The sequence below is a fragment of the Microbispora triticiradicis genome (genome assembly GCF_005864065.1).
In the GTDB taxonomy this organism is placed as follows: domain Bacteria; phylum Actinomycetota; class Actinomycetes; order Streptosporangiales; family Streptosporangiaceae; genus Microbispora; species Microbispora triticiradicis.
This window is the reverse complement of sequence record NZ_VANP01000013.1, coordinates 112,720-136,776: the sequence shown is the minus strand read 5'-3', so window position 1 is coordinate 136,776 and position 24,057 is coordinate 112,720. Positions and strand designations below refer to the sequence as shown.

Annotated in this window: 19 protein-coding genes; 14 read left to right on the top strand and 5 right to left on the bottom strand. The window is 71.8% G+C overall.

Translation table 11 applies throughout. The annotated features are described in order from the left end of the window. Window positions 1-3 precede the first annotated feature (3 nt). Entirely contained in the window at window positions 4-237 is a 234-nt protein-coding gene (locus FED44_RS27945) for a hypothetical protein (protein WP_138462588.1), read from the bottom strand. Window positions 238-400: 163 nt separating this feature from the next. Between FED44_RS27945 and FED44_RS27940 the strand changes: the two genes are divergently transcribed. From FED44_RS27940 to FED44_RS27920, 5 genes are all read left to right on the top strand, one after another. Further along, window positions 401-2,683 (top strand): TIM-barrel domain-containing protein, encoded by a 2,283-nt coding sequence (locus FED44_RS27940; RefSeq protein ID WP_138462587.1) that lies wholly within the window; start codon window positions 401-403, stop codon window positions 2,681-2,683. Window positions 2,684-2,734: 51 nt separating this feature from the next. Then, window positions 2,735-4,033 (top strand): ABC transporter substrate-binding protein, encoded by a 1,299-nt coding sequence (locus FED44_RS27935; RefSeq protein ID WP_244302314.1) that lies wholly within the window; start codon window positions 2,735-2,737, stop codon window positions 4,031-4,033. Window positions 4,034-4,116: 83 nt separating this feature from the next. Beyond that, entirely contained in the window at window positions 4,117-5,019 is a 903-nt protein-coding gene (locus tag FED44_RS27930; RefSeq protein ID WP_138462585.1) for a carbohydrate ABC transporter permease, read from the top strand. After that, window positions 5,016-5,855 carry a carbohydrate ABC transporter permease gene (locus FED44_RS27925; protein ID WP_244302313.1) on the top strand — a complete coding sequence of 280 codons (840 nt, stop codon included), beginning with the start codon at window positions 5,016-5,018 and terminating at the stop codon, window positions 5,853-5,855. The genes FED44_RS27930 and FED44_RS27925 overlap by 4 nt, the downstream gene beginning before the upstream one ends. 41 nt (window positions 5,856-5,896) lie before the next feature. Continuing rightward, the gene (locus tag FED44_RS27920; RefSeq protein ID WP_138462584.1) at window positions 5,897-8,827 is read left to right on the top strand and encodes a glycoside hydrolase family 3 protein; all 2,931 of its coding nucleotides are present in this window, start codon (window positions 5,897-5,899) and stop codon (window positions 8,825-8,827) included. Between the two features lie 132 nt (window positions 8,828-8,959). On the opposite strand, the gene FED44_RS27915 is transcribed toward FED44_RS27920, so the two are convergent. Both FED44_RS27915 and FED44_RS27910 read right to left on the bottom strand, forming a co-directional pair. Continuing rightward, window positions 8,960-9,388 (bottom strand): hypothetical protein, encoded by a 429-nt coding sequence (locus FED44_RS27915; protein ID WP_138462583.1) that lies wholly within the window; start codon window positions 9,386-9,388, stop codon window positions 8,960-8,962. Window positions 9,389-9,569: 181 nt separating this feature from the next. Continuing rightward, a complete protein-coding gene (locus FED44_RS27910; RefSeq protein WP_117410584.1) occupies window positions 9,570-9,896 on the bottom strand; it encodes a DUF1330 domain-containing protein in 327 nt (108 codons plus the stop codon). A gap of 192 nt (window positions 9,897-10,088) precedes the next feature. Between FED44_RS27910 and FED44_RS27905 the strand changes: the two genes are divergently transcribed. After that, on the top strand, window positions 10,089-11,591 hold the full coding sequence (locus tag FED44_RS27905; protein WP_167521615.1) for a serine/threonine-protein kinase: 1,503 nt from the start codon (window positions 10,089-10,091) through the stop codon (window positions 11,589-11,591). A 2-nt stretch (window positions 11,592-11,593) separates the two neighbouring features. Next, window positions 11,594-13,027 (top strand): serine/threonine-protein kinase, encoded by a 1,434-nt coding sequence (locus FED44_RS36685; RefSeq protein ID WP_187406076.1) that lies wholly within the window; start codon window positions 11,594-11,596, stop codon window positions 13,025-13,027. A gap of 419 nt (window positions 13,028-13,446) precedes the next feature. Here the strand turns inward: FED44_RS36685 and FED44_RS36680 are convergent, their stop codons facing one another. Next, window positions 13,447-13,758, bottom strand: coding sequence for a hypothetical protein (locus tag FED44_RS36680; protein WP_187406075.1), 312 nt, complete (start codon window positions 13,756-13,758; stop codon window positions 13,447-13,449). Window positions 13,759-13,762: 4 nt separating this feature from the next. Between FED44_RS36680 and FED44_RS27890 the strand changes: the two genes are divergently transcribed. Together FED44_RS27890 and FED44_RS27885 are read left to right on the top strand one after the other, a co-directional pair. After that, window positions 13,763-15,040, top strand: a complete 1,278-nt coding sequence (locus FED44_RS27890) for a hypothetical protein (protein ID WP_138462580.1) — start codon at window positions 13,763-13,765, stop codon at window positions 15,038-15,040. Between the two features lie 121 nt (window positions 15,041-15,161). Then, entirely contained in the window at window positions 15,162-15,416 is a 255-nt protein-coding gene (locus FED44_RS27885) for a hypothetical protein (protein ID WP_117408758.1), read from the top strand. 7 nt (window positions 15,417-15,423) lie between these two features. Here the strand turns inward: FED44_RS27885 and FED44_RS27880 are convergent, their stop codons facing one another. After that, a complete protein-coding gene (locus FED44_RS27880) occupies window positions 15,424-15,771 on the bottom strand; it encodes a hypothetical protein (protein WP_133306092.1) in 348 nt (115 codons plus the stop codon). A gap of 405 nt (window positions 15,772-16,176) precedes the next feature. Here FED44_RS27880 and FED44_RS27875 point away from each other — a divergent pair, with 405 nt between their 5' ends. From FED44_RS27875 to FED44_RS27855, 5 genes are all read left to right on the top strand, one after another. Further along, complete coding sequence (locus FED44_RS27875) at window positions 16,177-17,388, top strand: ROK family transcriptional regulator (protein ID WP_117408756.1); 1,212 nt, start codon at window positions 16,177-16,179, stop codon at window positions 17,386-17,388. A 169-nt stretch (window positions 17,389-17,557) separates the two neighbouring features. After that, window positions 17,558-18,457, top strand: coding sequence for a TolB-like translocation protein (locus FED44_RS27870; RefSeq protein ID WP_138462579.1), 900 nt, complete (start codon window positions 17,558-17,560; stop codon window positions 18,455-18,457). Window positions 18,458-18,914: 457 nt separating this feature from the next. Continuing rightward, complete coding sequence (locus FED44_RS27865) at window positions 18,915-21,773, top strand: glycoside hydrolase family 3 protein (protein ID WP_138462578.1); 2,859 nt, start codon at window positions 18,915-18,917, stop codon at window positions 21,771-21,773. Further along, complete coding sequence (locus FED44_RS27860) at window positions 21,770-22,771, top strand: LacI family DNA-binding transcriptional regulator (RefSeq protein WP_117410064.1); 1,002 nt, start codon at window positions 21,770-21,772, stop codon at window positions 22,769-22,771. Before FED44_RS27865 ends, FED44_RS27860 begins: the two co-directional genes overlap by 4 nt. Beyond that, the gene (locus FED44_RS27855) at window positions 22,768-24,051 is read left to right on the top strand and encodes a GH1 family beta-glucosidase (RefSeq protein WP_138462577.1); all 1,284 of its coding nucleotides are present in this window, start codon (window positions 22,768-22,770) and stop codon (window positions 24,049-24,051) included. Before FED44_RS27860 ends, FED44_RS27855 begins: the two co-directional genes overlap by 4 nt. The last annotated feature ends 6 nt before the right edge of the window (window positions 24,052-24,057 follow it).

Here is a 24,057-nt window from a genome sequence, read left to right as displayed (position 1 = left end):
AGGTCAGGGCTCGGGGACGGCCTCCCACTCGCGGCAGGGGCTGAGCGCGTAGTGGTGGTAGATCATGCCGACGGCCGGCCGCGACCAGCCGGGCATGGCGTCGTCGTCGGGGGGAGAGGCCGGCTCGCCGATGTCGGCGGCGGTGACGGACTGCCCGCCGGGACCGCAGACGCAGCCGGGGCTGCCCTCGTGGTCGATCACGTCGTCCAGCGGCATCACGTGTACGAACCTGTCCATCCACATCACCTGCCCTTGACCGAGGATTGCGGACACATTACCTGAAACTGTCATATACGGGAATAACCTGCGCAAACTCCGCTACGGACGGCCCATTGATTTTTGTTGGGATGGACGGCAAACTAACTCCACAATCGCCGGATGAGCTTGATGGAGTGCCGCAATGCCGTACCGCCCCCCGTTGGTCGCGCGCGAGTTCTTCGTGGCCGATCCTCCCGAGCTACCGGTGCGTGAGCCGGGTGAGACGGGCCTGTCCGCGCTGACCGGCGCGGAGGTGGTGGCCTCCGACGGGCGGGGAGTGACGCTGAAGGGCTCCACCTCGGCGGAGGAGACGCTCGTCGTGCAGATCTCGGCCGCGGGTGAGGGGGTGATCCGGGTGCGGCTGGCGGAGGATCCCGACGCCCGCACCCGGTCCGCCCGCGCGATCGCCATGGTCACCCCCGGCGAGTACGCCGGGGCCGTCGTGGAGGCGAACCACAGCCGCGTCGTCGTCGACGCCGGGTCGCTGCGCGCCGAGGTGCGGCTGAACCCGTGGAACCTGCGCTTCACCGACCGGGCCGGCCGGACGCTGGTGGAGCAGGACCCGGGCCACCCCGACATCAGCGGCCGCCTCCGCACGCTGCCCTTCGGCCGCTCCACCGTCGACGGCGCCCCCGTCGCCTACCACGACACGTTCCTCGCCCCGGCCGACGAGGCGTTCGGCGGCTTCGGCGAGTCGTTCACGCCGCTCGACAAGCGCGGCCAGCGCCCGCTCATGTGGAACTTCGACGCGTTCGGCGCCGAGTCGCAGCGCGCGTACAAGAACGTGCCCTTCTACCTGTCCAGCAGGGGATACGGCATCTGCGTCGACAGCGGCACGCCGGTCGAGTTCGACATGTGCCAGTCCACCCACAGCGCCGTGCAGATCGTCGTGCCCGACGACCTCATCGACTACTACGTGATCGCGGGACCCACCCCGGCCGAGGTGCTGGACCGGTTCGACGGGCTGACCGGCCGGCCGGAACTGCCGCCGAAGTGGGCGTTCGGCACCTGGATCTCCTCGGGCTTCTTCAGGGACAGCCAGGAGCGGGTGCTGGAGCGCGCCAGGAAGATCAGGGAGCGCGGCATCCCCTGCGACGTGCTGCACCTCGACTGCTACTGGCAGGCGGACGGGCACTGGTCCGACCTCCAGTGGGACCCGGAGACGTTCCCCGATCCGGCGGGCATGCTCGCCGCTCTCAAGGAGCAGGGCTTCAAGGTCTGCCTCTGGATGAACTCCTACATCTCGCACCTCAGCCCGGCCTTCGCCGAGGCCGCCGCGAAGGGCTACTTCCTCAGGCGGCCCGACGGCGAGACGTACGTCGCCGACACCTGGCACGGCTCCTATCCCGCCTGCGGCATCGTCGACTTCACCAACCCCGAGGCCGCGGAGTGGTTCAGGGGCCTGCTGCGCGACCGGCTGCGCGAGGGCGTCGCGGCGTTCAAGACCGACTTCGCCGAGGGCGTGCCGGCCGACGCCGTGGCCTTCAACGGCATGACCGGCACCGACCTGCACAACGTCTACACGCTGCTGTTCAACGACCTCGTCGCCGAGGTGACCCGCGAGGTCAACGGGCACGGCCTGGTCTGGGCGCGCTCGTCCTACCTCGGCGGCCAGCGCCACTCGGCCCAGTGGAGCGGCGACGTCGACACGACCTACCCCGCGATGGGCAGCACGATCAGGGGCGGCCTGTCGCACGGCCTGTCCGGCGTCCCGTTCTGGAGCCACGACGCGGGCGGTTTCACCGGCACGCCCACCCCGGACCTCTACATCCGCTGGTCGCAGTTCGCCGCGCTGTCCCCGCTCGTACGGTTCCACGGCACGACCACCCGGGAGCCCTGGGAGTTCCCGCCGCACGCCGAGCAGGCGGCGATCGAGGCCCTGCGGCTGCGGTACCGGCTCATGCCGTACATCTACTCGGCGGCCGTCACCGCGGCCGAGACGGGCGCGCCGATGCTGCGCGCGCTCTGCGTCGACCACCCGGACGATCCGGTGGCCTGGCAGGCGGATCTGGAGTACCTTCTCGGCACCGACCTGCTCGTCGCCCCGATGACCTCGGCCGACGGCACCAGGAAGGTCTACCTGCCCTCGGGGGTGTGGGTGGACTACTGGACCGGCGAGACGCTGGACGGCGGGCGCTACGTCACGGTGTCGCCGCCGCTCGACCGGATCCCCCTGTTCGGACGGCACGGGTCGCTGGTCCCGGTCACCGAACCGGGTGACACCGTGGCCGACGACCCGCGGGTCTCCCTGCTCGTCTTCGGCCTGCCGGAGCGCGAGAGCCGTACGACGATCAGGGACCTGGACGGGGACACGAGGGTCAGGGCGGTGTGGGACGGCGACCGGCTGACCGTCACCGCCGAGGGCCCCAAGCGGATCGGCGGCGTCGAGTTCGCCGGCCCCGGCGCCCCGGTCGTCATCAACTGAAGCGATACCCCCTGGAGAACAACCATGGTCAGATTAGGCAGGAGCGCGGCGGTGGCGGCACTGGCCGCGGCCGTCCTGGCGCTCGGCGCGTGCGGCGGAAACGACGGCAAGTCCGATGGCGGCGGCGCCGCCGGCGGTGGCTCCGCGGAGGCCAAGACCCTCACCCTCTGGCACTACGAGACGGGCAACAGCGCCATGGGCACCGCCTGGGCCGAGGCGATGAAGGAGTTCGAGGCGAGCCACCCCGGCGTCAAGGTGAAGTTCGAGGAGAAGGGCTTCGAGCAGATCCAGAAGACCGCCGGCATGGTCCTCAACTCCGACGAGGCCCCGGACATCATGGAGTACAACAAGGGCAACGCGACGGCCGGTCTGCTGTCGAAGCAGGGCCTGCTGACCGACCTGACGGAGGAGGCGACCAAGCGCGGCTGGGACAAGCTGCTCAGCCCGTCGCTGCAGACCACCGCGAAGTACGACGAGCGGGGCATCATGGGCTCGGGCAAGTGGTTCGGCGTGCCGAACTACGGCGAGTACGTGATGGTCTACTACAACAAGGACATGTTCGATAAGGCGGGCGTGAAGGTGCCCACCACCTTCGACGAGTTCACCGCGGCGCTCGACACGTTCACGAAGAAGGGCACCACGCCGATCGCGATGGCGGGCGCGGAGTACCCCGCCCAGCAGCTGTTCTACCTGCTCGCCCTGAACAAGGCCAACCGCGCCTGGATCGACTCCTTCGAGCTCTACAAGGGCAAGGTCGACTTCCACGGCCCCGAGTTCACGTACGCCGCGCAGACCTTCTCCGACTGGGTGAAGAAGGGCTACATCGCCAAGAACTCGGCCGGCATGAAGGCCGAGGACATGGGCGTGGCGTTCATCGGCGGCAAGTTCCCGATCATGGTGTCGGGCAGCTGGTGGTTCGGCCGGATGCAGGAGGAGATCAAGGACTTCAAGTGGGGCTCCTTCCTGTGGCCGGGTCAGTTCGCCCCGGGCTCCAGCGGCAACATCTGGGTCGTGCCGGAGAAGTCCAAGAACAAGGACCTCGCCTATGACTTCATCGACATCACGATGAAGAAGGAGGTCCAGAACCTGCTGGGCAACTCCGGCGGCATCCCGGTCGCGGCCGACCCCGCCGCGATCACCGACGCCCAGAACAAGGAGCTCATCGAGAACTTCAACAAGCTCTCGACGCAGGACGGCCTGGCCTTCTACCCCGACTGGCCCGCCCCCGGCTACTACGACGTGCTCGTCTCGGGCGTGCAGGAACTGATCAACGGCGACAAGAAGCCGGAGGAGGTCCTGGACGAGATCGCCCAGCCCTACAACGACAACCTCGCCGACATCGGCAACTAGCAGGGAACCCGCCTCTCCCAGATCCCGGCGGCGGGATCACCTCACCGGTCTCCGCCGCCGGACCCACCCCGAAAGGTCCGCACATGGCACCACCCGACGCGGGCGCCGCCCGCCCGCGCGGGAGGGGCGGCTACTGGCTCTATCTCCTGCCGAGCCTGGTGCTGTTCCTCGCGATCATCGTCGTGCCGTTCCTGATGAACGTCGCGACGAGCTTCACCCGCTGGTCCGGCGTCGGCACCCCCACCTGGATCGGGCTCGACAACTACACGAAGCTCTTCGCGGACGAGCGGTTCTGGGCGTCCTTCCAGCACAACGTCGCGCTGATCGTCGCGATGGCGGTGGTGCCGACGGTCGTCGGCCTGGTGCTGGCCGCCGCGTTGTTCGACTACATCGCCCGGCGGTTCGGCGCCCGTACGGCCTCGGCCCTGCGCGCGGCGTTCTACCTGCCGCAGGTGCTGCCCGTCGCGGTGGCCGGCGTGGTCTGGGGCTGGATGCTGCACCCGTCGTACGGCGCGGTGAACCAGATCTTCGGGCTGAAGGTCAACTGGCTGGGCGATCCCGACCTCGCGCTGGCCACGGTGATGGCGATCATGGTGTGGTTCCAGCTCGGGTACCCGGTCGTCATCTTCATGGCCGGGCTCCAGCGGGTGGACCCCTCGCTGTACGAGGCGGCCGAGATCGACGGCGCCTCCTGGTGGCGCAGGTTCTGGCACATCACGATCCCGCAGATCCGGCCGGAGATCTTCGTGGTCCTGCTGACCTGCACGATCGCGGCGCTCAAGGTGTTCGGCCCGATCTTCGTGCTCACCCGGGGCGGCCCGGGCTCGGCGACGATGGTGCCGTCCTACTTCTCCTACCTGAACTTCTTCCAGAAGGTGAACGTCGGATACGGCTCGGCGATCGCCACCGTGCTCGCCCTGATCATCGTCGTGGTGACCTTCCTCTTCCTGCGTGTCCAGGACCGTGACCAGGAGCGTGACTCGTGACCTCCGATCGCCAGTTCGGCCAGCCGGGGCGCTGGGCGGTCCTCGCGGCGCTGGTCCTGCTCGCGGCCGTGATGCTCGTCCCCTTCGCGATCGTCACGCTCAACGCGTTCAAGTCCCCGGCCGAGTACTCCTCCGGCGGCCCGCTCAGCCTGCCGCACGGGCTGTACCTCGACGGGATCGTCGCCTTCTGGCAGCGCGTCGACTTCGGCCTGAAGCTCTGGAACAGCCTCCTGATCAGCGGCGTCGTCGCGGTCGCCGCGGTGCTGCTGTCGGTGCTCAACGCGTACGCGCTGGGAATCGGCCGGGTCCGCGGCCGGCTGTGGCTGCTCGTGCTCTTCCTGGTCGCCAACACGCTGCCGCAGGAGGCGCTCGTCTACCCGCTGTACTACCTGGCGAAGCAGGCCGGGCTGTACGACTCGAGGCTCGCGGTCATACTGATCTTCACGGTGATCCAGGGGGCGTTCGGCACCTACCTGCTCTCGTCGGTGCTCGGGCGGTTCCCCCGGGGGATCCTGGAGGCGGCCGAACTCGACGGGGCGAGCAGGTGGCGGATCCTGTGGGGCATCGTCGTGCCCATCAGCCGCCCGACCCTCATGGTGCTGCTCATCTTCTTCTTCATCTGGACGTGGAACGAGTTCTTCCTGCCGATGGTGTTCCTCATCTCCAACGACAACCAGACCGTGCCGGTCGCCCTCGGCGTCCTGCAGGGCGAGAAGATGATGGACGCCACCATGTCCAGCGCGTCCGCGCTGCTCGGCATCGTGCCGGCCGTGGCCTTCTTCCTGATCTTCCAGCGCACGCTGACCCGCGGCATCACGGTCGGCGCGATCAAGTAACACCCTTCAATCAACGCGTCACTACCTGACCTGGAGGCGCAATGTCCCATCGCCGTTCGGCGATGCTGTCCGCGTCGGCCGCCCTGGCTCTGGCTCTGAGCCTGGGCGCCGGCCCCGTGCGGGCGGCCGACGATTATCCGTTCCGAGACCCCTCGCTACCGCTCGCGCAGCGAGTCGACGACCTTCTCGGCCGGCTCACGCCGGACGAGAAGGTGTCGATGCTGCACCAGTACGCCCCGGCGATCGACCGCCTCGGCGTCGGCCTGTTCAAGAGCGGCACCGAGGCGCTGCACGGCGTGGCCTGGTCGACCGACATCGACAACAACGGCGCCGTGGTGACCGCCACGGGCACCGTCTTCCCCCAGGCGCTCGGCCTCGCCAGCACCTGGGACCCCGCCCTGATCAAGCGGGTCGGCTCGGCCGTCGGCGACGAGGCCCGCGGCTTCCACGCGCAGAACCCGCGCGTGTGGGGGCTCAACCTGTGGGCGCCCGTCGTCAACCTGCTGCGCGACCCGCGCTGGGGCCGCAACGAGGAGGGCTACTCCGAGGACCCCCTGCTCACCGGCGCCATCTCCACGGCGTACGGATCGGGCATGGAGGGCGACGACCCCGACCACCTCAAGTCGGCGCCCACGCTCAAGCACTACCTGGCCAACAACAACGAGGTCAGCCGGGACGTCACCTCGTCGGAACTGCCGCCGCGGGTCAAGCACGAGTACGACGAGGCGGCGTTCAAACCGGCCATCTCCGCGGACGCGGCGACCGGCGTGATGGCGTCCTACAACCTCGTCAACGGCCGGCCCAACACGGTCAGCCCGGACCTGAACGACGTGGTCCGCTCCTGGACCGGGCGGACCCTGTTCAACGTCTCCGACGCCTGGGCGCCGAACAACCTCGTGCAGAGCGAGAAGTACTACGCCACCCAGGCCGAGGCCGACGCCGCGCTGATCAAGGCGGGCCTCGACAGCATGACCGTCGACGACACCAACGGCGGCCCGACGGTCGCGGCGGTCAAGGAGGCGCTGTCGAAGGGGCTGCTCACCCAGGCGGACGTGGACAACGCCGTCCGGCACCAGCTCAGCATCCGGTTCCGGCTCGGTGAGTTCGACCCCGACGGCGGGCCGTACGGGAAGATCACCAAGGACGTCGTCAACAGCCCGGCGAACCAGAAGCTGAACCGCGAGACCGCGGCCAAGGCCATGGTGCTGCTGAAGAACTCCGGCGGCGCGCTGCCGCTGAAGCCCGGCAAGAAGGTCGCCGTCGTCGGCCCGCTGGCCGACGTCCTCTACACCGACTGGTACTCCGGCGCCCTGCCGTACAAGGTGACCCCGCTCGCCGGGATCAAGGAGCGCGCGAAGGCGGTGGCCTCCTCCGAGGGTGTCGACCGGATCGCCCTGAAGGACGTCGCCACCGGGAAGTACATCAGCGCGCCCGCCGCCGGGGGAGACCTGAAGGAGAGCGCCTCCACGGCCGGCGCGACCGAGCAGTTCGACGCGTTCGACTGGGGCCAGGGCGTGCTGACGCTGCGCAGCGCGGCCAACGGCAAGTACGTCAGCCGGGCCAACTGGGCGACGCTCGCCAACACCGCCGACCAGCCGTCCGGCTGGTTCGTGCAGGAGCAGTTCAAGCTGGAGCAGCAGTCCGACGGCACCTACCTGCTGCGGTACGCCGGCTACGAGACGAGCGAGAGCTGGTTCGGCCCGAACGCGTACGTCAAGGCCGAGGCCGACGGCACGCTCAGCCTGACCACCGCCGACCAGGCCACGCACTACGCCAAGGAGGTCGTCTCCCGCGGCGTGGACGACGCGGTCGCCAAGGCGAAGGCCGCCGACGTGGCGGTCGTCGTGGTCGGCAGCATGCCGTTCATCAACGGCCGCGAGGCGCACGACCGCACCGACATGAACCTCGCCGAGGGCCAGGAGGCCCTGGTCAAGGCGGTGAAGAAGGCCAACCCCAACACGGTCGTGGTGCTGCAGAACAGCTACCCGACGACGATCAACTGGGAGCAGGACAACGTCCCGGCCATCCTGTGGACCACCCACGCGGGCGCCGAGACCGGCCACGCTCTCGCCGACGTGCTGTACGGCGACGTCAACCCGGCGGGACGGCTGACGCAGACGTGGTACCGGTCGGCCGACGAGCTGCCGGGCATCCTCGACTACGACATCGTCAAGAAGGACCGCACCTACCTGTACTACCAGGGCCGGCCCCTCTACCCGTTCGGGTACGGCCTGTCGTACACGTCGTTCGCCTACCAGGGCCTCAAGGCGGTGCCGAAGGGCGACGCGTACGAGGTCTCGGTGAAGGTGACCAACACCGGCTCCCGGGCCGGCGACGAGGTCGTGCAGCTCTACACCCACCAGCACCGGTCGCGGGTGAAGCAGCCGGTCAAGCAGCTGCGCGCGTTCGAGCGGGTGTCGCTGGCGCCCGGGCAGACGAAGACGGTCACGATGACCGTGAATAAGGCCGACCTCGCCCTGTGGGACGTCACGCGGAACAAGTGGACGGTCGAGAACGCGACCCACGACGTCCTCGTGGGATCGTCGTCGGCGGCCATCCGCCAGCGCTCGACGATCAACGTCAGGGGCGAGGACATCCCGCACCGTGACCTGTCGAAGACCACCCGGGCGATCGACTTCGACGACTACTCGGGTGTCCACCTGGTGGACGAGACCAAGGTCCGCGGTGACGCCGTCGCGGGCGCGGACGGCGGCTGGATCGCGTTCAAGGACGTCCAGCTCCGCAAGCCGGCGAAGGTGACCGTGGGTGTGGCCTCCGCGACCGGCGGGAAGATCGAGGTGCGCCTCGGCTCCCCGGACGGCGCCAGAGTGGCGACGATCCCGGTCGCCGCGACCGGCGGCGTCTACCAGTGGGCCGCCGCCACCGCTCCGGTCTCCGGCGCGAACGGGGTGAAGGACGTGTACCTGGTCTTCACCGGGGACGTCCGGGTCAAGGACCTCACCCTGAGCTGAGTCCCACGCGGCAGGACCGGACCGTGAATCGAGGACGCCTCGCGGGTGAGCACCGCCCACCCGCGGGGCGTCCCGTCGTGCGGTGGCCGGCCGCCGTCACCACGGCCGTCGTCGCCGCCGTCACCGCCGCCGTCACCACCGGCCGGAGCGGGACACCCACGCGTTCTGGTTGAACCAGCAGCGGCCGCCCCGCCGCCTGCAGACGTTGCCCTGGGAGTTGCCGTTGCCGTTCACGCCGATCGTGGCCTGCTGCAGGCCGTTCGCGTTCTTGAGGCTGCCGACCACCATGTAGTTTCCGTGGACTCTGCCGTTGCCCACGGTGATGCGGGATCCGTTGGCGTTGTTGTCGGGTCCCACGAAGCCTCCGCCTCCGTGTCCGCCGCGGGACATCGGCACGGACATCGGCACGGACATCGGCACGGACATCGCCACGGCGTACGCGGCGGACGTGAGACCGGACAGGGAGCCGATCGCGAGGCCCGCGCTGAGGACCGCCGCGACCGCGACGCACCGGCGCCAGGCCGACCGGGTGAGCGCGTCGCGCGCAGCATGCACCTTCATCTCCGCCGGCTCCGCTCCCTCTGGTGGATGTGCGAACGTGTCGCCTCCTGCGACCGCATTCGCGACATACCCCGATACGCGGGGTCGCTCCCGGTCCACGTCGAGCCCCGACGCAGTGGATACCGTTCCTTTCCCGGCAGGGAGCGGCTTACGGGCATTCGTCCCATTCGTGCGACGCCGGTCAGGCCGGTGTCAGCACGTCCAGCGCCTTGTGGTCCTCGCCCACCCCCGGGAGGAGCACGGCGTCCCCGGAGGAGTTCCTCGTACGCAGGGGCAGGATCTCCTGGTAGGCGGGCGACCGGTACCAGGCCCTCGCCGTGTCGAGGTCGGGGAACTCGATGACGATGAGGGTCTGCGGCCAGCTGCCCTCGAGAAGCTCGGCCTCGCCGCCGTGGATGACGAAACGGCCGCCGAACGGCTCCAGCGTGGCGTCGATGCGCCGCAGGTACTCGACGATGTCCGCGCCGACGGTGACGTCGCGGAGCTGGGCGATGGCGTAGGCGGGCATGGTTCCTCCTGTGGTCCGGCGGCGGTGCCGGGGACGCTCGTCCCCTCCTGGTCCCGAGCATGTCCCAGGCGGGTCGCGGAGGCGATGACCCGTGAGGTAATGCCCGGGCGGCGGGGTCGTCCGCGTCTCGCCCGTCGGACGGGACCGGCGATAAGGAGGGCGATCGATCACGCTTTCGCTATTCTCCCCGTTATGGCCGAATCGCTGGGGGAGCCACTGGCCTCGCGATACCACCTGCTGCGCCCGCTGGGCTCCGGCGGCATGGGCCGGGTATGGCTGGCCAGGGACCCGGTGCTGGACCGCGAGGTGGCGGTCAAGGAACTGCGCCTCCCGGACGGCCTCGGCGACCGCGAGCGGGCCGAGCTCGTCGCCAGGGTCATGCGTGAGGCCGAGGTCACCGCGCGGGTGCGGCACCCCGGGATCGTCGCGCTGCACGACGTGCTCGTCCAGGACGGCAGGCCGTGGATCGTCATGGAACTGCTCCGCGGCCGGGATCTCGCCGCGCAGGTCGCCTCGTACGGGCCCCTGCCGTACCGGCAGGTGGCCGATCTCGGCGCGCGGCTCCTGGACGCGCTGTCGGCCGCGCACGCGCAGGGCGTGCAGCACCGGGACGTCAAGCCGGGCAACGTCTTCCTGTCCGCCGACGGCCGGGTGGTCCTCACGGACTTCGGCATCGCCCGGCCCGCCGGCCAGGCGTCGATCACCGAGGCGGGGCTGCTCGTCGGCTCGCCGGGGTTCATCGCGCCGGAACGGCTCGCGGGGGACCGCGGAGGCCCGGCCGCCGACCTGTGGTCGCTCGCGGCCACGCTCTACACGGCGGTCGAGGGCGTCCCGCCACACCAGGGCACCCAGGCCGAGGTGATCGCGGCGACGCTCACCCGGGACCCCCGGCCGCCGGTGCTCGCGGGGCCGCTCGGCCCGGTGCTGACCCGGATGCTGGCGCGCGACCCCGCGCACCGCCCGGACACGGGCGCGGCGCTCGCCACGCTGCGCCGGATCGCCGACGGCGGCACGCCCGGCCCGGAGGCCGGCGCCGGCGCCCCCGCCGGGCCCGTACGCCGCCGCCGGTGGTGGATCGCGGCCGTGGCCCTCGCCGTGGCGGCCGCCGCGGTGCCCCTGACGGCGTACGCGCTGCGGGACGGCGAGCCCGGCACGCCCCCGCCGCGGGTCTCGCCGGTCTTCACCCGTGCCGTGGACCTGTGCCGGGCGCTGTCCGGCGCGCAGGTGCGCCGGTTCCTGGGCGCCCCGGCGGACCCGCACCCGGAGAAGGCGGGCTGCCAGTGGGCCGTCACGGGTGCGGGCGTCGAACTGGGCGCCGAGACCGACTCCGACACCCCGGAACCCTGGGCGCTGGACCTGGCCTCCGCGCGGACGCTCATGCAGGGGCTCCGCCGCCAGTACGCCTCGGGGCCGCGCGACGGCGACCTCATCTGGTACGAGGTCGGGCTCAACCAGAAGACCCAGGTCATCGAGTCGGCCGCGCGGGACGTGCCGGGGCTGGCCGACGAGGCCTTCGCCGTGGACGTCACCACGCCGGAGGGCACGGCGAAGGCCGCCTGGGTGTACTTCCGGCTCGGCGACCTCGTGGCCGTGCTGCGGTACGCCCACCTGGACGTGACGTCCCCGGCCGGACTGCGGGACGAGGCGGTCGCGACGGCCCGGTCGGCCGCGGGCGGCCTGAGCGGGCTGGCGTAGCCGTGGAGGTGCTCGCCGGGCGGTACCGCCTCACCGAACGGCTCGGTGAGGGCGGCGGCGGCACGGTCTGGCGCGCCCACGACGAGCTGCTGCGCCGCGAGGTGGCGATCAAGCAGCTCCGCGTCCCGCCGGACCTGGACGACCGGCGGCTCGCCGAGTTCCTCGGGCGGGCCGTCGACGAGGCCCGGGCGGCGGGGCGGCTCAGCCACCCCTCGATCGTGACGATCCACGACGTCGTCGGGCACGCCGGCCGGCCGTGGATCGTCATGGACCTGGTGCCCGGCCGCTCCCTCGACAAGATCATTCGAGAGTACGGGCCGCTGCCCTCCGAGCGGGTCGCGGAGATCGGGCTGGCCGTGCTCGACGCGCTGGAGGCGGCCCACTCGCGGGGCGTCCTGCACCGGGACGTGAAGCCGGCCAACGTGCTGATCGGACCGGACGGCCGGGCCCTGCTCACCGACTTCGGCATCGCCGCGCCGATGGGCGAGGGCGGCGCCTCCTGGCGCAGCTCGGCCGGGTCGCCCGCCTACATGGCGCCGGAGCGGTTCCGGGACGAGCCCGACGGGCCCGCCTCGGACCTGTGGTCACTCGGGGCCACGCTCTACACGGCGGCCGAGGGCGAGACTCCCTTCCACCGTCCCACGGCCGCCGCGCTCGTCGCCGCCGTCCTGCTCCACGAGCCCCCGCCGATGGCGCGGGCGTCCCGGGTGCTGGCCTGGATCGTGCACGCCCTGCTCGACAAGGACCCGGCGCGGCGCCCGCCGCCCGAGGTCGTACGGCAGGCCCTGCGCGCCGCCGCCGCGCCGCCCGCCCCCGCCGTACGGTCCGCCCGGTCGTGGCGTCTGGCCGTCGTGGCGGCCCTGGTGATCGTGACCGGCCTGGCGGCGGGACTCGGCGCCTGGCTCCTGACGTCGGGACGGGACGAGGGCGGCGGGCGCTTCGCCGCCGTCCCCGACGCCTGCCGCAGCCTCACCGACGCGCAGATCCGCGACCTCCTCGGCGCGGCGCCCCGCCCGGAGCCCGCGCGGGGCCAGGGGAGCGAGGGCGGGGGAGGCGGGCGGCAGGGCGGAGACGGCGGGGACGGCGCGAGCGGTTGCACGTGGACCGAGCGCGTCAGCGGGCACGCGGGGACGATCACCGTCGGCTTCCGGCTTCCCGGCGACGGCGCGGGCGAGGCGGCCGCCGCCCGCGACCTCGCCTCGGAGCGCGCGGCCCGGGGCGCCGCGGCGCGCGACCGCCCGGGGATCGCCGACGAGGCGTTCGCCTGCGACACGGCCGACCCCGGAGCCGGGACCACAGGCGCCACGGTCTGGTTCCGCCTCAGCAACCTCGTCGTCGAGGTGGCCTACCGGCGCACCGGCGACCCGGCGGTCACCCAGGCCGACCGGGGCACCGCCGAGCGCGCCGCCGAACTCGTCGGCATCGGGCTCGGCTGAAGTCGCCCCCATTCGACCCTCCCGTCCGCACCCCCTGTAGGAGACGAGATGACCAGCGGTGACGACAGGCCCGTCGGCCCCGGCGGAATCCCGCCCGAGGACCGGCCCTCGCGAGGCGGGCCGCCGTACCCGCCGCCCTACGGCGCCGCCCAGTCCGGCCCTCCACAGGGTCCGCCGCCGGGCGGGCAGCCGGGCTCTTACCCCGGTGGGCAGCCCGGCCAGCACCAAGGTCCACCGCAGGGGCCGTCGCAGGGTCCGCCGGGTGGTTATCCGGGTTCGCCGCAGGGTCCGCCGCCGGGTGGGCAGCCCGGCCAGCACCAAGGCCCTCCGCAAGGGCCGCCGCAGGGTCCGCCGCAGGGTCCGCCGGGTGGTTATCCGGGTTCGCCTCAGGGCCCGCCGCCGGGCGGGCAGCCCGGGCCCTATCCCGGTCCGCGGCCGGACGCCTCACCCCCAGGGCCGCCCCCGCCGCCGCAGTACCCCCAGCCGTACCCCGGGCAGTACCCGCAGCAGTCCGGCCCGCCCTCGCAGCAGTACGGGCAGGCGCCGTACCAGTCCGGGCAGCAGCAGTACGGGCAGTACGGCCAGTACGGGCAGGGGTGGCAGGCGGTGACGCCGCCTCCGCCGGAGTTGTGGCAGATGCCGACGCAGCCGTCGGCCCCGCCGCGGCGGGGATGGGTGCTGCCCGTGGTGGCGGTCGGAGCCGTGCTGCTGGTGGCCGGAGGCACCTTCACCTTCATGACCGTGCGGCAGGGCTCGACCCCCTCCCGGCCGGTGGCGACCCCGGCCCGGCCGGTCGCCTCGTCCGCCACGGCCCCGCCACAGGCGGCGGCCGCGGACGTGTGCGCGATGCTCGACCCCGCCGAGGCAGAGCGCCTCGTGCCACGTGCCGAGATCAACTCGTCGAGCAACGACAACCGCGGCGGCACCCTCGTCAGCTACGTCCGGTGGACCTGCGAATGGGTGAACCGGAACATCTCCTACAAGGACGTCACCCGCAGGCGCGAGATCACGGTGAACGTGTCCAGGTTCGACGCGCTCGGGACGACCACCGCCGAAGAGGCGGCGCGCGTCCAGTACAACGGGGAGCTCAGCCAGTACAAGTACGGCGCGACCCACTCCGACAAGGAGCACTACTACTCGAAGCCCAGGGAGTTCCGGGAGATAGGGAACGGAGCCGTCGCCCGCTACCAGTGGACGCGGGAGGGCAAGGAGTACTGGTACTCGTTCGGCGAGGGGGCCGGCCGCGTCGGCGACGTGTACTTCCAGGTGAAGTTCGAGGCGAGCCAGAAGAAGAAGGAGGCGGACTTCCTCTCGGCCGAGTCCACCCAGTCGATCACCGAGGAGAACGCCCTGCGCGAGGTGAAGGGACTGCTCGCCCAGGTCGCGAAGTCGGTGACGGCCTGGCGGGCGGGGCAGCCGCTGCCCTACCACGCGCGTCCCAAGCCGAGTCCCTCGCCGTCGCCCTCGCCGACCCGCATCCCCTTGCCGAAGGCCTGCGTGAACCTCAAGTCGCTGGCCGCGGGCCTGGTGCCGGCGACCGAGGGCGCGGCGGCGCGGAGCAAGGAGGGCAACTCGATCGTCACGCAGTGTCAGTGGTGGAACGACGCGCTTCCGCTCGGCGGCGGCAAGGTCCGGTGGCGCAACCTGCGCATCGCCGTGCACACCTTCTGGGACGCCGAGTCCGCCCGCTACTACCTCGTCGACGAACGCTCGAAGACCAAGTTCACGGAGAGCAGCCGGATCGGCGGCATCCGGTGGGGCAAGGTGGAGAAGCTGAGCGGCTTCGGGCAGGACGCCTTCGGCCAGGCGATCCGGCAGCGTACGGACACGGCCCAGTCCAACCGATACGAGATCTACGCGCTCGACGGCAAGACCGTCGTGTGGGTTTTGTTCGGCGGCAGCGACCGTCCGGAGAAGACGCCGATCAACGCGGCCGGTTCCGAGCTCATGGACCCGAAGGAGGCAGCCGCCGGGGCCAGGTCGGTGGCGAAGGCCCTGCTCGACGCCCTGTGACGTGATGCCCTGGCGACGTCATGCCCTGTGACGTGGTGGCCAGGTGACCTGGGATGGCGGTGTTCGTCCGGGAATGCGCGGGTATCTCCCCCCTCGACCGCGAGTCGACGGGGGGACGACCATGGCTACGTGTGAGGTATGCGGCAACGACTACGACATGGCCTTCGAGGTGCACACCCAGGGGGTGGTGCACGTCTTCGACAGTTTCGAGTGCGCCATCAGCCGGATGGCTCCCGTGTGCGAGCACTGCGGGTGCCGGATCGTGGGCCACGGCGCGGAGTACGACGGCCGCTGGTTCTGCTGCGCGCACTGCGCCCGGCAGGAGGGCGCGACCAGGATCGTCGACAGGGAGGTCACCGGGGCCGGCATGCGCTGACCGGTGGTCACGGTTCGAAGGCGACGAGGCGGATGACGAGGAATCCCTCGCCTTCGGGCTTGGGAGGCAGTGTCGCACCGGGCACGGCCTCGAACACCTCCGGGTGCTCGTCCCGGGTCACCACCCCGAACAGGTCGTCCGGCGAGGCGACGCCGAGCCTCAGCGCGCGCCTCGCGACGGCGTGGACACCACCGCCCGCCTCCAGTTCGGCGGCGACCGCCTCCGCCGCCGACCGGCTGGACACGCGCAGGCGCGCCACCCGCGCCCGCTCCGGAGGGGCCGACCTGGCACGGAGATAGTCTTCGATCTCCCACACGAGTAGTTCGCCGAGATAGTGCGACTTATCCCTCTTCACGAGGACCAGGGTCGCCTGTCGCGTTTGCTTCTCGTTTGCACTCCGGTTGCCCCACCGGCCGCCGGCACCAGTCCGACACCGGGCCGACACCGGGGCGGCATCGGACCCCCCGCCGGGCCCGCGCCAGACCATATAGTCCGCTCCGTCCCGCACACGTGCGGTGGCGGTACGGCCCCTGGATTCACGTGCCGCCTCACGGTAGGCTTTAGTTAGTTCCATAGCCAAACAAATAGCGCAAACAAATGCGGAGGAGCGGGTGCCACCAGGGTACCGGGGAGGCGCTGGGACCGGTGGCCGGCGCCGAGCCGCGCGTCACGGAGCCGGAGTGGCCGTCCGTACCGTCCATGTCATGTCGGATTGCGCGCAATTGCGGCATGATGAGCCCAAGCGGGAACGAGGCGGACAGTGATCACTTCGCACAACGGGCCACAGCCGGCCGACTTCACGGACGTACGGGCGACCAACCTCGCCGTCGTGCTGCGGTTCGTCCGTGAGAACGCCCCCTGCTCCCGCGCCGACATCGCCGCCTCGACGGGACTCAACAAGGCCACCGTGTCCAGCCTCGTCGCCGACCTCATCGACCGGCGCCTGCTGCGCGAGACCGGCCTGACCGAGCACCGGGTCGGCCGCCCCGCCACCATGCTCGTCCTGGACGGCTCGCCGTACGCCGCGATCGGGATCGAGATCAACGTCGACTACATCACGGCGGTCGCCGTGGACCTCAAGGGCGAGGAACTGCTCAACTGGCGGCGCTCCTTCCCCGGGGGGACCTCGGGACCGGGGCAGGCCGTCGTCGCGATGGCGGCGCTGGCCCGCCGGGTCGTCAGCCGGATGACCAAGGAGGCCCGTCAGGTGCTCGGCCTGACGGTGGCCGTCCCCGGCCTCGTGGACGTCGACGGCATCGTGCGGGTCGCCCCCAACCTGGGCTGGCGTGACGCCGACCTGGCCGGCGACCTCACCAAGGCGCTGCGCGACCCCGGCTTCCCCGTGCTGGTCGACAACGACGCCAATCTCGCCGCGCTGGCCGAGCACCGGTTCGGGCCCCACCGCAACGCCGCCAACCTCGTGTACGTCACCGGCGAAATGGGCGTGGGCGCGGGCATCGTGCTGGACGGCCGCCTCAGGCGGGGCGGGCAGGGGTACAGCGGCGAGATCGGGCACCTCGAACTCGACCCCGCCGGGCCCGTCTGCCGCTGCGGCCGCCGCGGCTGTCTGGAGGCCGTCGCCGGAGTCGGCGCGATCCTCGCCCACACGGCTCCCGACGCCTCGCCGTCCGATCTCGAACTCGAGATCGACGAGGTCGTACGGCGGGCGCGGAACGACGACCGGGAGGTCCTCGCGCTGCTGGAGAACCTCGGACGCCACCTCGGCCGGGGAATGGCGGCCGTGGCCAACCTGCTCAACCCGGAGGTCGTGATCCTCGGCGGCTACTACGTGCCGCTCGCCCCCTGGCTTGTCGGGTGCGCCGAGGAGGAGATGTACGGAAGGGTGCTCGCCCCCGGCGGGGGCGGCTGCCGCCTGGAGGTCTCCACCCTCGGATACGGCGCCGCCGCGCTCGGGGCGGCCGCGCGGGTGCTGGACTCGGTCGACTCCGGCCGCCTGCCCGCCCAGCGCTGACCCGCGCTCGGCCGACGCCCCCTGCCGACGCCCCTGCCCCTTCCGCCTGCTCTGCCGTCTGCCCTGCCGGAGCGGCGTCGGCCGGAGCGGAAGCCGCTCCGATGTCGCGGGGCGGCGAACCAAGCGGGTGCGTGAGGCGTCGAATGAGGTCACACCGAGGAATTGGAAAATGATGAACACTCGCCTGCTCTCCGCCGCCGTGCTCGCCGCCGCGCTGGTCGTTCCCGCGGCCGCCGCCGCTCCGGCCGGGGCCGCCGCCGCGCCGAAGCCCCTCACCGGGGTCGCCGTCTACATGTCCCCGAGCGGCTCGATCAGCCGGTACGAGCCGGGCAGGGGCTTCGCGAAGACGGGCGCCAGGCCGCCGATCGGCCAGTTCTCCGCCTCCCCCGACGGCCGGAAGGTCGCCTACATCGGCGAGGGCGGGAAGGTCCAGGTACAGATCGGCCGCACGGTGAAGACGGTGGCCAAGGGCGCCCGGTATCTGGGGCCGTGCCTCACCCCCGCCTGGTCGCCCGACTCGGCACAGGTCGCGTTCGTGACCGAGGGGCGGGGCGAGGACGGACGGGTCGTCGTCGTCAACGCGGACGGCACCCACCGCCGCACCGCCGGCAGCACGCGCGGTGTCTGTCACCTGACGTGGTCCGCCAACGGCCGCTACCTCGCCGGGTACGCCGGGACGACCGAAGGCGTCTATCGGTTCGACCTCAAAACCGGCAGATCGATCAAGGCCAGGGGCATCGGCCTCGCCAACCACGTGCAGAGCCTGTCGCCCGACGGGATGAAGGTCGTCGTGGCGCCGCTGTCGCGGAACGCGCCCGCGGGCGACGGCTCCTGGCCGGAGTACTTCTCCCCGTCGGTCGTCGACATCGTCACCGGGAAGAAGGTCCCCATCCCGGTGAAGGGCTCGCTGATCGGCGCCTTCTACCTGCGGGACGGCCGCCTGGCCGTCCGGGTCGCCGGACGCACCGCCAACACCCTTGTCGTGCTGGACGCCGGCGGCAGGCAGGTGCAGCGCCTGGCCGAACCGACGGCCGCCAAGCGGCAGGCGCTGCTGCAGATCGTCCGCTGACCGGCCTCCCCAGGCGGCCGCGGAGCCGCTGACGCGAAACCCTCACCCGGAAATCCTCACGCGGGGCAGGTCGGCCCGGCGGCGTCGTCCACCAGCGCGTACGCCGCGGCGAGCAGGCCGGGCGACGCGAGCGCCGCGTCACCGAATCCACGGGCGCTGAACAGACGGGCGACCCTTCTTCCTGTGATCCGTCTCGCCGCGCACGCACGCCGCAGGGCCCCGCGTACGGGACTGAAATCGCGGTGAAACAGGCGAGACGCGGGTCTTGACCTGAGGCGAGGGAAAGGGCAATCTTCCGGATAAGCCCGTATTTACACACCGGAAACGTCCGGTAGCCCTTTCGAAGCGCTTCGACAGGCGGCGCTTCCCAACCGAACAGCGGATCCTCGCGACGCCCTCGTGGGCACCTCTTTCGGCAGGTCATCGAAGCGCTTCGACGCGAAGGGGAAGTCTCCAGATGAACGAACCGGCTCAGGACCCGGCATTCAGGAACCCCGCGCTTCCTCCCGCCGACCGGGTGGCGGACCTGCTCGCCAGGCTCACGCTAGACGAGAAGATCGGCCTGCTGCACCAGTACCAGGCGCCCGTCGAGCGTCTCGGCCTGCGGCCCTTCCGCACCGGCACGGAGGCCCTGCACGGCCTGGCCTGGCACGGGCCGGCCACCGTGTTCCCCCAGGCCCTCGGGCTGGCCTGCACCTGGAACCCCGACCTGGTCCGCCAGGTGGGGGAGGCGGCGGGCGACGAGGTCATGGCCTTCCACCACAAGGACCCGCAGAGCGTGGGCCGCAACGTCTGGGCGCCGGTCGTCAACCCGCTGCGCGACCCCCGCTGGGGCCGCAACGAGGAGGGCTACTCGGAGGATCCCTGGCTCACCGGCGTGATGGGCACGGCGTACGCGCAGGGCCTGCGCGGGAGCCACGAGGTGCTCAAGACGGCGCCGACGCTGAAGCACTTCCTGGGCTACAACAACGAGACCGACCGGTGCGTCACCTCCAGCGGCCTGCCGCCCCGGGTGTTGCACGAGTACGAACTGAAGGCGTTCCGCCCCGCGCTCGAAGCGGGGGCCGCGGTGGCGGTCATGCCGTCGTACAACCTCGTCAACGGCCGCCCGGCCCACCTGTCGCCGCTGATCGGCAGCCACCTGCGGGAGTGGGCGCCCGACGACATCCTGGTGGTCAGCGACGCCTACGCCCCGGGTAACCTCACCGCGCCGCAGGGCTACCACAAGGACCTCCCCGAGGCGTACGCGCACGCGATCAGGGCCGGGCTCGACAGCTTCACGCAGGACGACGCCGACGGAGCCGCGACCCTGGCCCACATCAGGACGGCACTCGACCGCGGCCTGCTGACCGAGGCCGACCTCGACGCCGCCGTACGGCACACCCTGTCGATCCGAGTGCGGCTGGGGGAGTTCGACCCCGCCACGCCGTACGACGAGATCACCCACGAGGTGGTCAACAGCCCCGAGCACCGGCGGCTCGCGCGGGAGGCGGCCCGCCAGTCGATCACGCTGCTCAAGAACGACGGGCTGCTGCCGCTGTCGGCGCCGCGCACCGTCGCGGTCGTCGGCCCGCTGGCCGGCGCCCTGTTCGAGGACTGGTACAGCGGCACCCTGCCGTACCAGGTGACGGCGCTGACGGGGCTCACGGAGCGGTGCGAGACGGTCTACCACGAGGGCGTGGACCGGGTGGCGCTGCGCGCCGAGGGCGGTTACGTCGGAGCGTCGCCGGACCCCGCCGGCGGGCCGCTGTACGTCGGGAGCGAGCGGTCCTGCTTCGACGTGTTCGACTGGGGCGGCGGCGCCTTCGCCTTCCGGGCGTGCGCAAACGGACGGCACGTGCAGGCCGGCGAGGACGGCGTGCTCGTCAACGACCAGCCCGGCCCGAGCGGCTGGGAGGTGCGCCAGACGTTCCGCATCGAGGAGCGGCCGAGGGGCGTCGTGCTGCGCAACATCTCCTCCGGCCGGTACGTCACCGTGGCCGGCGGCGTCGTGCGCACGACCGACGACCCCGACGCCGCGTCCGTGCTGTCCGTCGAACTGGTCGAGAGCGGCCAGGCCCGCGCCGCGGAGGCGGCGGCCCGCGCCGACGTCGCGGTCGTCGTGCTCGGCGACCACCCCCTGGTGAACGGCCGGGAGACCGAGGACCGGACGACGCTGGCGCTGCCCGAGCGGCAGGAGGCGCTGCTGAAGGCCGTCCACGCGGCAAACCCGGCCACCGTGCTGGTGATCTCCAGCGGCTACCCGTTCGCGGTCACCTGGGCGCAGGAGCACGTGCCCGCGATCGTCTGGTCGTCGCACGGCGGTCAGGAGTACGGCCACGCGCTCGCCGACGTGCTGCTCGGCGACGAGGATCCGGGCGGCCGTCTCACCCAGACCTGGTACCGCTCGGCCGCCGAACTGCCCGACCTGCTCGACTACGACGTCATCGCCTCCGACGCCACCTACCTCTACTACCGGGGCCGGCCGTTGTACCCCTTCGGGCACGGGCTGAGCTACACCCGCTTCGCCTACTCCCGCCTGGAGCTGTCCGCGGCGGAGGCCGCCCCGGGCGACACGGTGACGGTCCGGGTGACCGTGACCAACGAGGGCGGGCGCACCGGGGAGGAGGTCGTGCAGGTCTACACCCACCAGCGGCGCTCCCGGGTGAAGCAGCCGCTGCGCCAGCTTCGCGGCTTCGCCAAGGTGCGGCTCGCGCCGGGTGAGAGCCGTACGGTCGAGGTGGAGGTGCCGGTCGCCGGCCTCGCCTTCTGGGACGTCACGCGCGGCCGGTTCGTGGTGGAGGACGCCGCGCACACGGTGCAGGTGGGCGCGTCGTCGGGGGACATCCGGCTCTGCGCGCCGTTGCGGGTGCGGGGCGAGCGGATCCCGCCGCGGGTTCTCACCGGCCGGCCACTGGACGCGGCCGGCCACGACGAGTACGACGGGGTGGTGCTGTGTGACGCGGCGCCGGACGCCGGGGACGCCGTCCGCTCCGCCTCGCCCGGGGCCTGGATCGCCTTCCGCGACTGCGACTTCGGCGGGGACCCGGGCGGCCACCCAGGCGGGGGCCCGGTTCCCGGTGACGCGGGCCCGCGGACGTGCGCGCTCAGGGTGTCGAGCGACGAGGGCGGGGTGGTCACGCTGCGGCTCGACGACCCCCTGACCGGCGAGGTGGCCGGCGCGGTCACCGTCCCGCCCACGGCCACCAGGCACGACTTCGTCGAGGTGAACACCCCCCTGGCGGCAGCGGCCGGAGTGCGCGATCTTTATGTGGTGTACGAAAGCGAGGGGGTCACGGTGAGCACGCTGACTTTCCTCGGAGGGCTCCGCCCGTGAGGACCGTGACGATCGCCGACGTCGCCAAGCACGCGGGAGTCGCCGTCAGCACGGTCTCGTACGTGCTGAGCGGCAAGCGGGCGATCTCGGCGACGACCCGGCAGCGGGTATTGGACAGCGTCCGGGTGCTCGGCTACCACCCCAACGCGGGCGCCCGCGCCCTGGCGAGCAAGCGCGCGAAGGTCATCGCGCTGGTGCTGCCGTTGCGGGCCGGCATGAACCTGCCGGTCCTCATGCAGTTCGCGACCTCGGTCGTCACCACGGCCCGTCAGTACGACCACGACGTGCTGCTGATGACGGCCGACGAGGGGCCGGACGGGCTGCACCGGGTGGCGGCGAGCGCGCTGGTGGACGGGCTGCTGCTGATGGACGTGGAGATCCACGACCCCCGCGTGCCGCTGCTGCGCCGGCTCGCGGAGCCGGCCGTGCTGATCGGTTTCCCAGCCGACCCGGAAGGGCTGACCTGCGTCGACCTGGACTTCGCCCGGGCCGGCGCGCTGTGCGCCGACCACCTGGCCGATCTCGGGCACCGCGAGATCGCCCTGCTCGGCGCGCCGTCCGTGGTCTACGAGCGCGGCACCGGCTTCGCCGAGCGGACGATGGCCGGGTTCGCCGAGGCGGCGGCGCGGCACGGACTGAAGGCCGGGGCCTGGCCGTGCGAGGAGTCGTTCGACGAGGTACACGCCGCGGTGAAGCGGCTGCTCGACGAACGGCCGGAGCTTTCCGGGCTCGTCGTGCACAATGAGGCGGCCGCCGGCCATGTGCTGGGGGCTCTGCGGATCCTCGGCAGGCGGGTGCCCGAGGACGTCTCGGTGGTGGCGATCTGCCCGGACGACATCGCCGAGCGGGCCAGCCCCGCGCTGACCTCCGTGCTCGTTCCCGCCGAGGACGTCGGACGTCAGGCGGTCCGGCTGCTCATGGCCAAGCTGGAGGGCCAGGCCGTCCCGGAGTCGACGCTCCTCGAACCACGGTTGACGATTCGCGAAAGTTCACGATGATCACATTCCCCGACGGCTTCCTCTGGGGGGCCGCGACCGCGTCGTACCAGATCGAAGGAGCGGTCCACGCCGACGGCCGGGTCCCCTCCATCTGGGACACCTTCTCCCACACGCCCGGCATGGTCAGCGACGGCCACACCGGCGACGTGGCCTGCGACCACTACAACCGGTACCTCGAGGACGTCGAGATCATGGCCTGGCTGGGGCTCAAGGCGTACCGGTTCTCGGTGGCCTGGCCGCGCCTGGCCGACCTGGGCTTCTACGACCGGCTCGTGGACGCCCTGCTCGCCAGGGGCATCACGCCGGTGGCCACCCTCTATCACTGGGACCTGCCGCAGTCGTTGCAGGACATGGGCGGCTGGACCAACCGGGAGACCGCCTTCCGGTTCGCCGACTACGCCGCGGCCGTCCACGCGCGTCTCGGCGACCGCGTCGCCACCTGGACGACGCTCAACGAGCCCTGGGTGTCGGCCTTCGTCGGGCACGGCTCGGGGCGGCACGCGCCCGGCGTGACCGACCCGGCCGCCGCGTTCACCGCGGCCCACAACCTGATGCTCGCGCACGGCCTGGGCACCCAGGCCCTGCGGGCGGGGGGCGCCGAGTCGGTCTCGCTGACGCTGAACCTCACCCCGATCCTCGGCGACCCCGAGCCCGCCCGCCTGATCGACGGCCTGGCGAACCGGCTGTTCCTCGATCCGGTGCTGCGCGGCGAGTACCCCGCCGACGTCCTCGCTCATCTGGAACGATTCACCAAGGTGAACCTGGACGACCTGCCGACGATCGCGCAGCCGATCGACGTGCTGGGCGTCAACTACTACACCGTCAACCGGGTCGTCGCCGACGCCTCGGCGGAGGGGCACCCCGAGTATCCGGGCAGCGAGGGCATCGCCTGGGAGGACCCGCACGGGCCGGTCACCGAGATGGACTGGGAAATCAACCCGTCCGGCCTGGAAGACCTGCTCGTACGGCTGTGCCGGGAGTATCCCGGCACCCCGCTGATGATCACCGAGAACGGGGCCGCGTTCCCCGACGGGGTGTCCGACCCCGGGCGGATCACCTATCTCGACACCCATTTCCGGGCCGCGCGGTCGGCCCTGGACCGAGGCGCCGACCTGCGCGGATACTTCGTGTGGTCGCTGCTGGACAACTTCGAGTGGGCCCGCGGCTACCACAAGAGGTTCGGCATCGTCCGCGTCGACTACGACACGCTGGAGCGCACCCCCCGCGACAGCGCCCGCTGGTACCGCGACGTCATCGCCCGCGGCGGCCTCCCGGACTGACGGGGC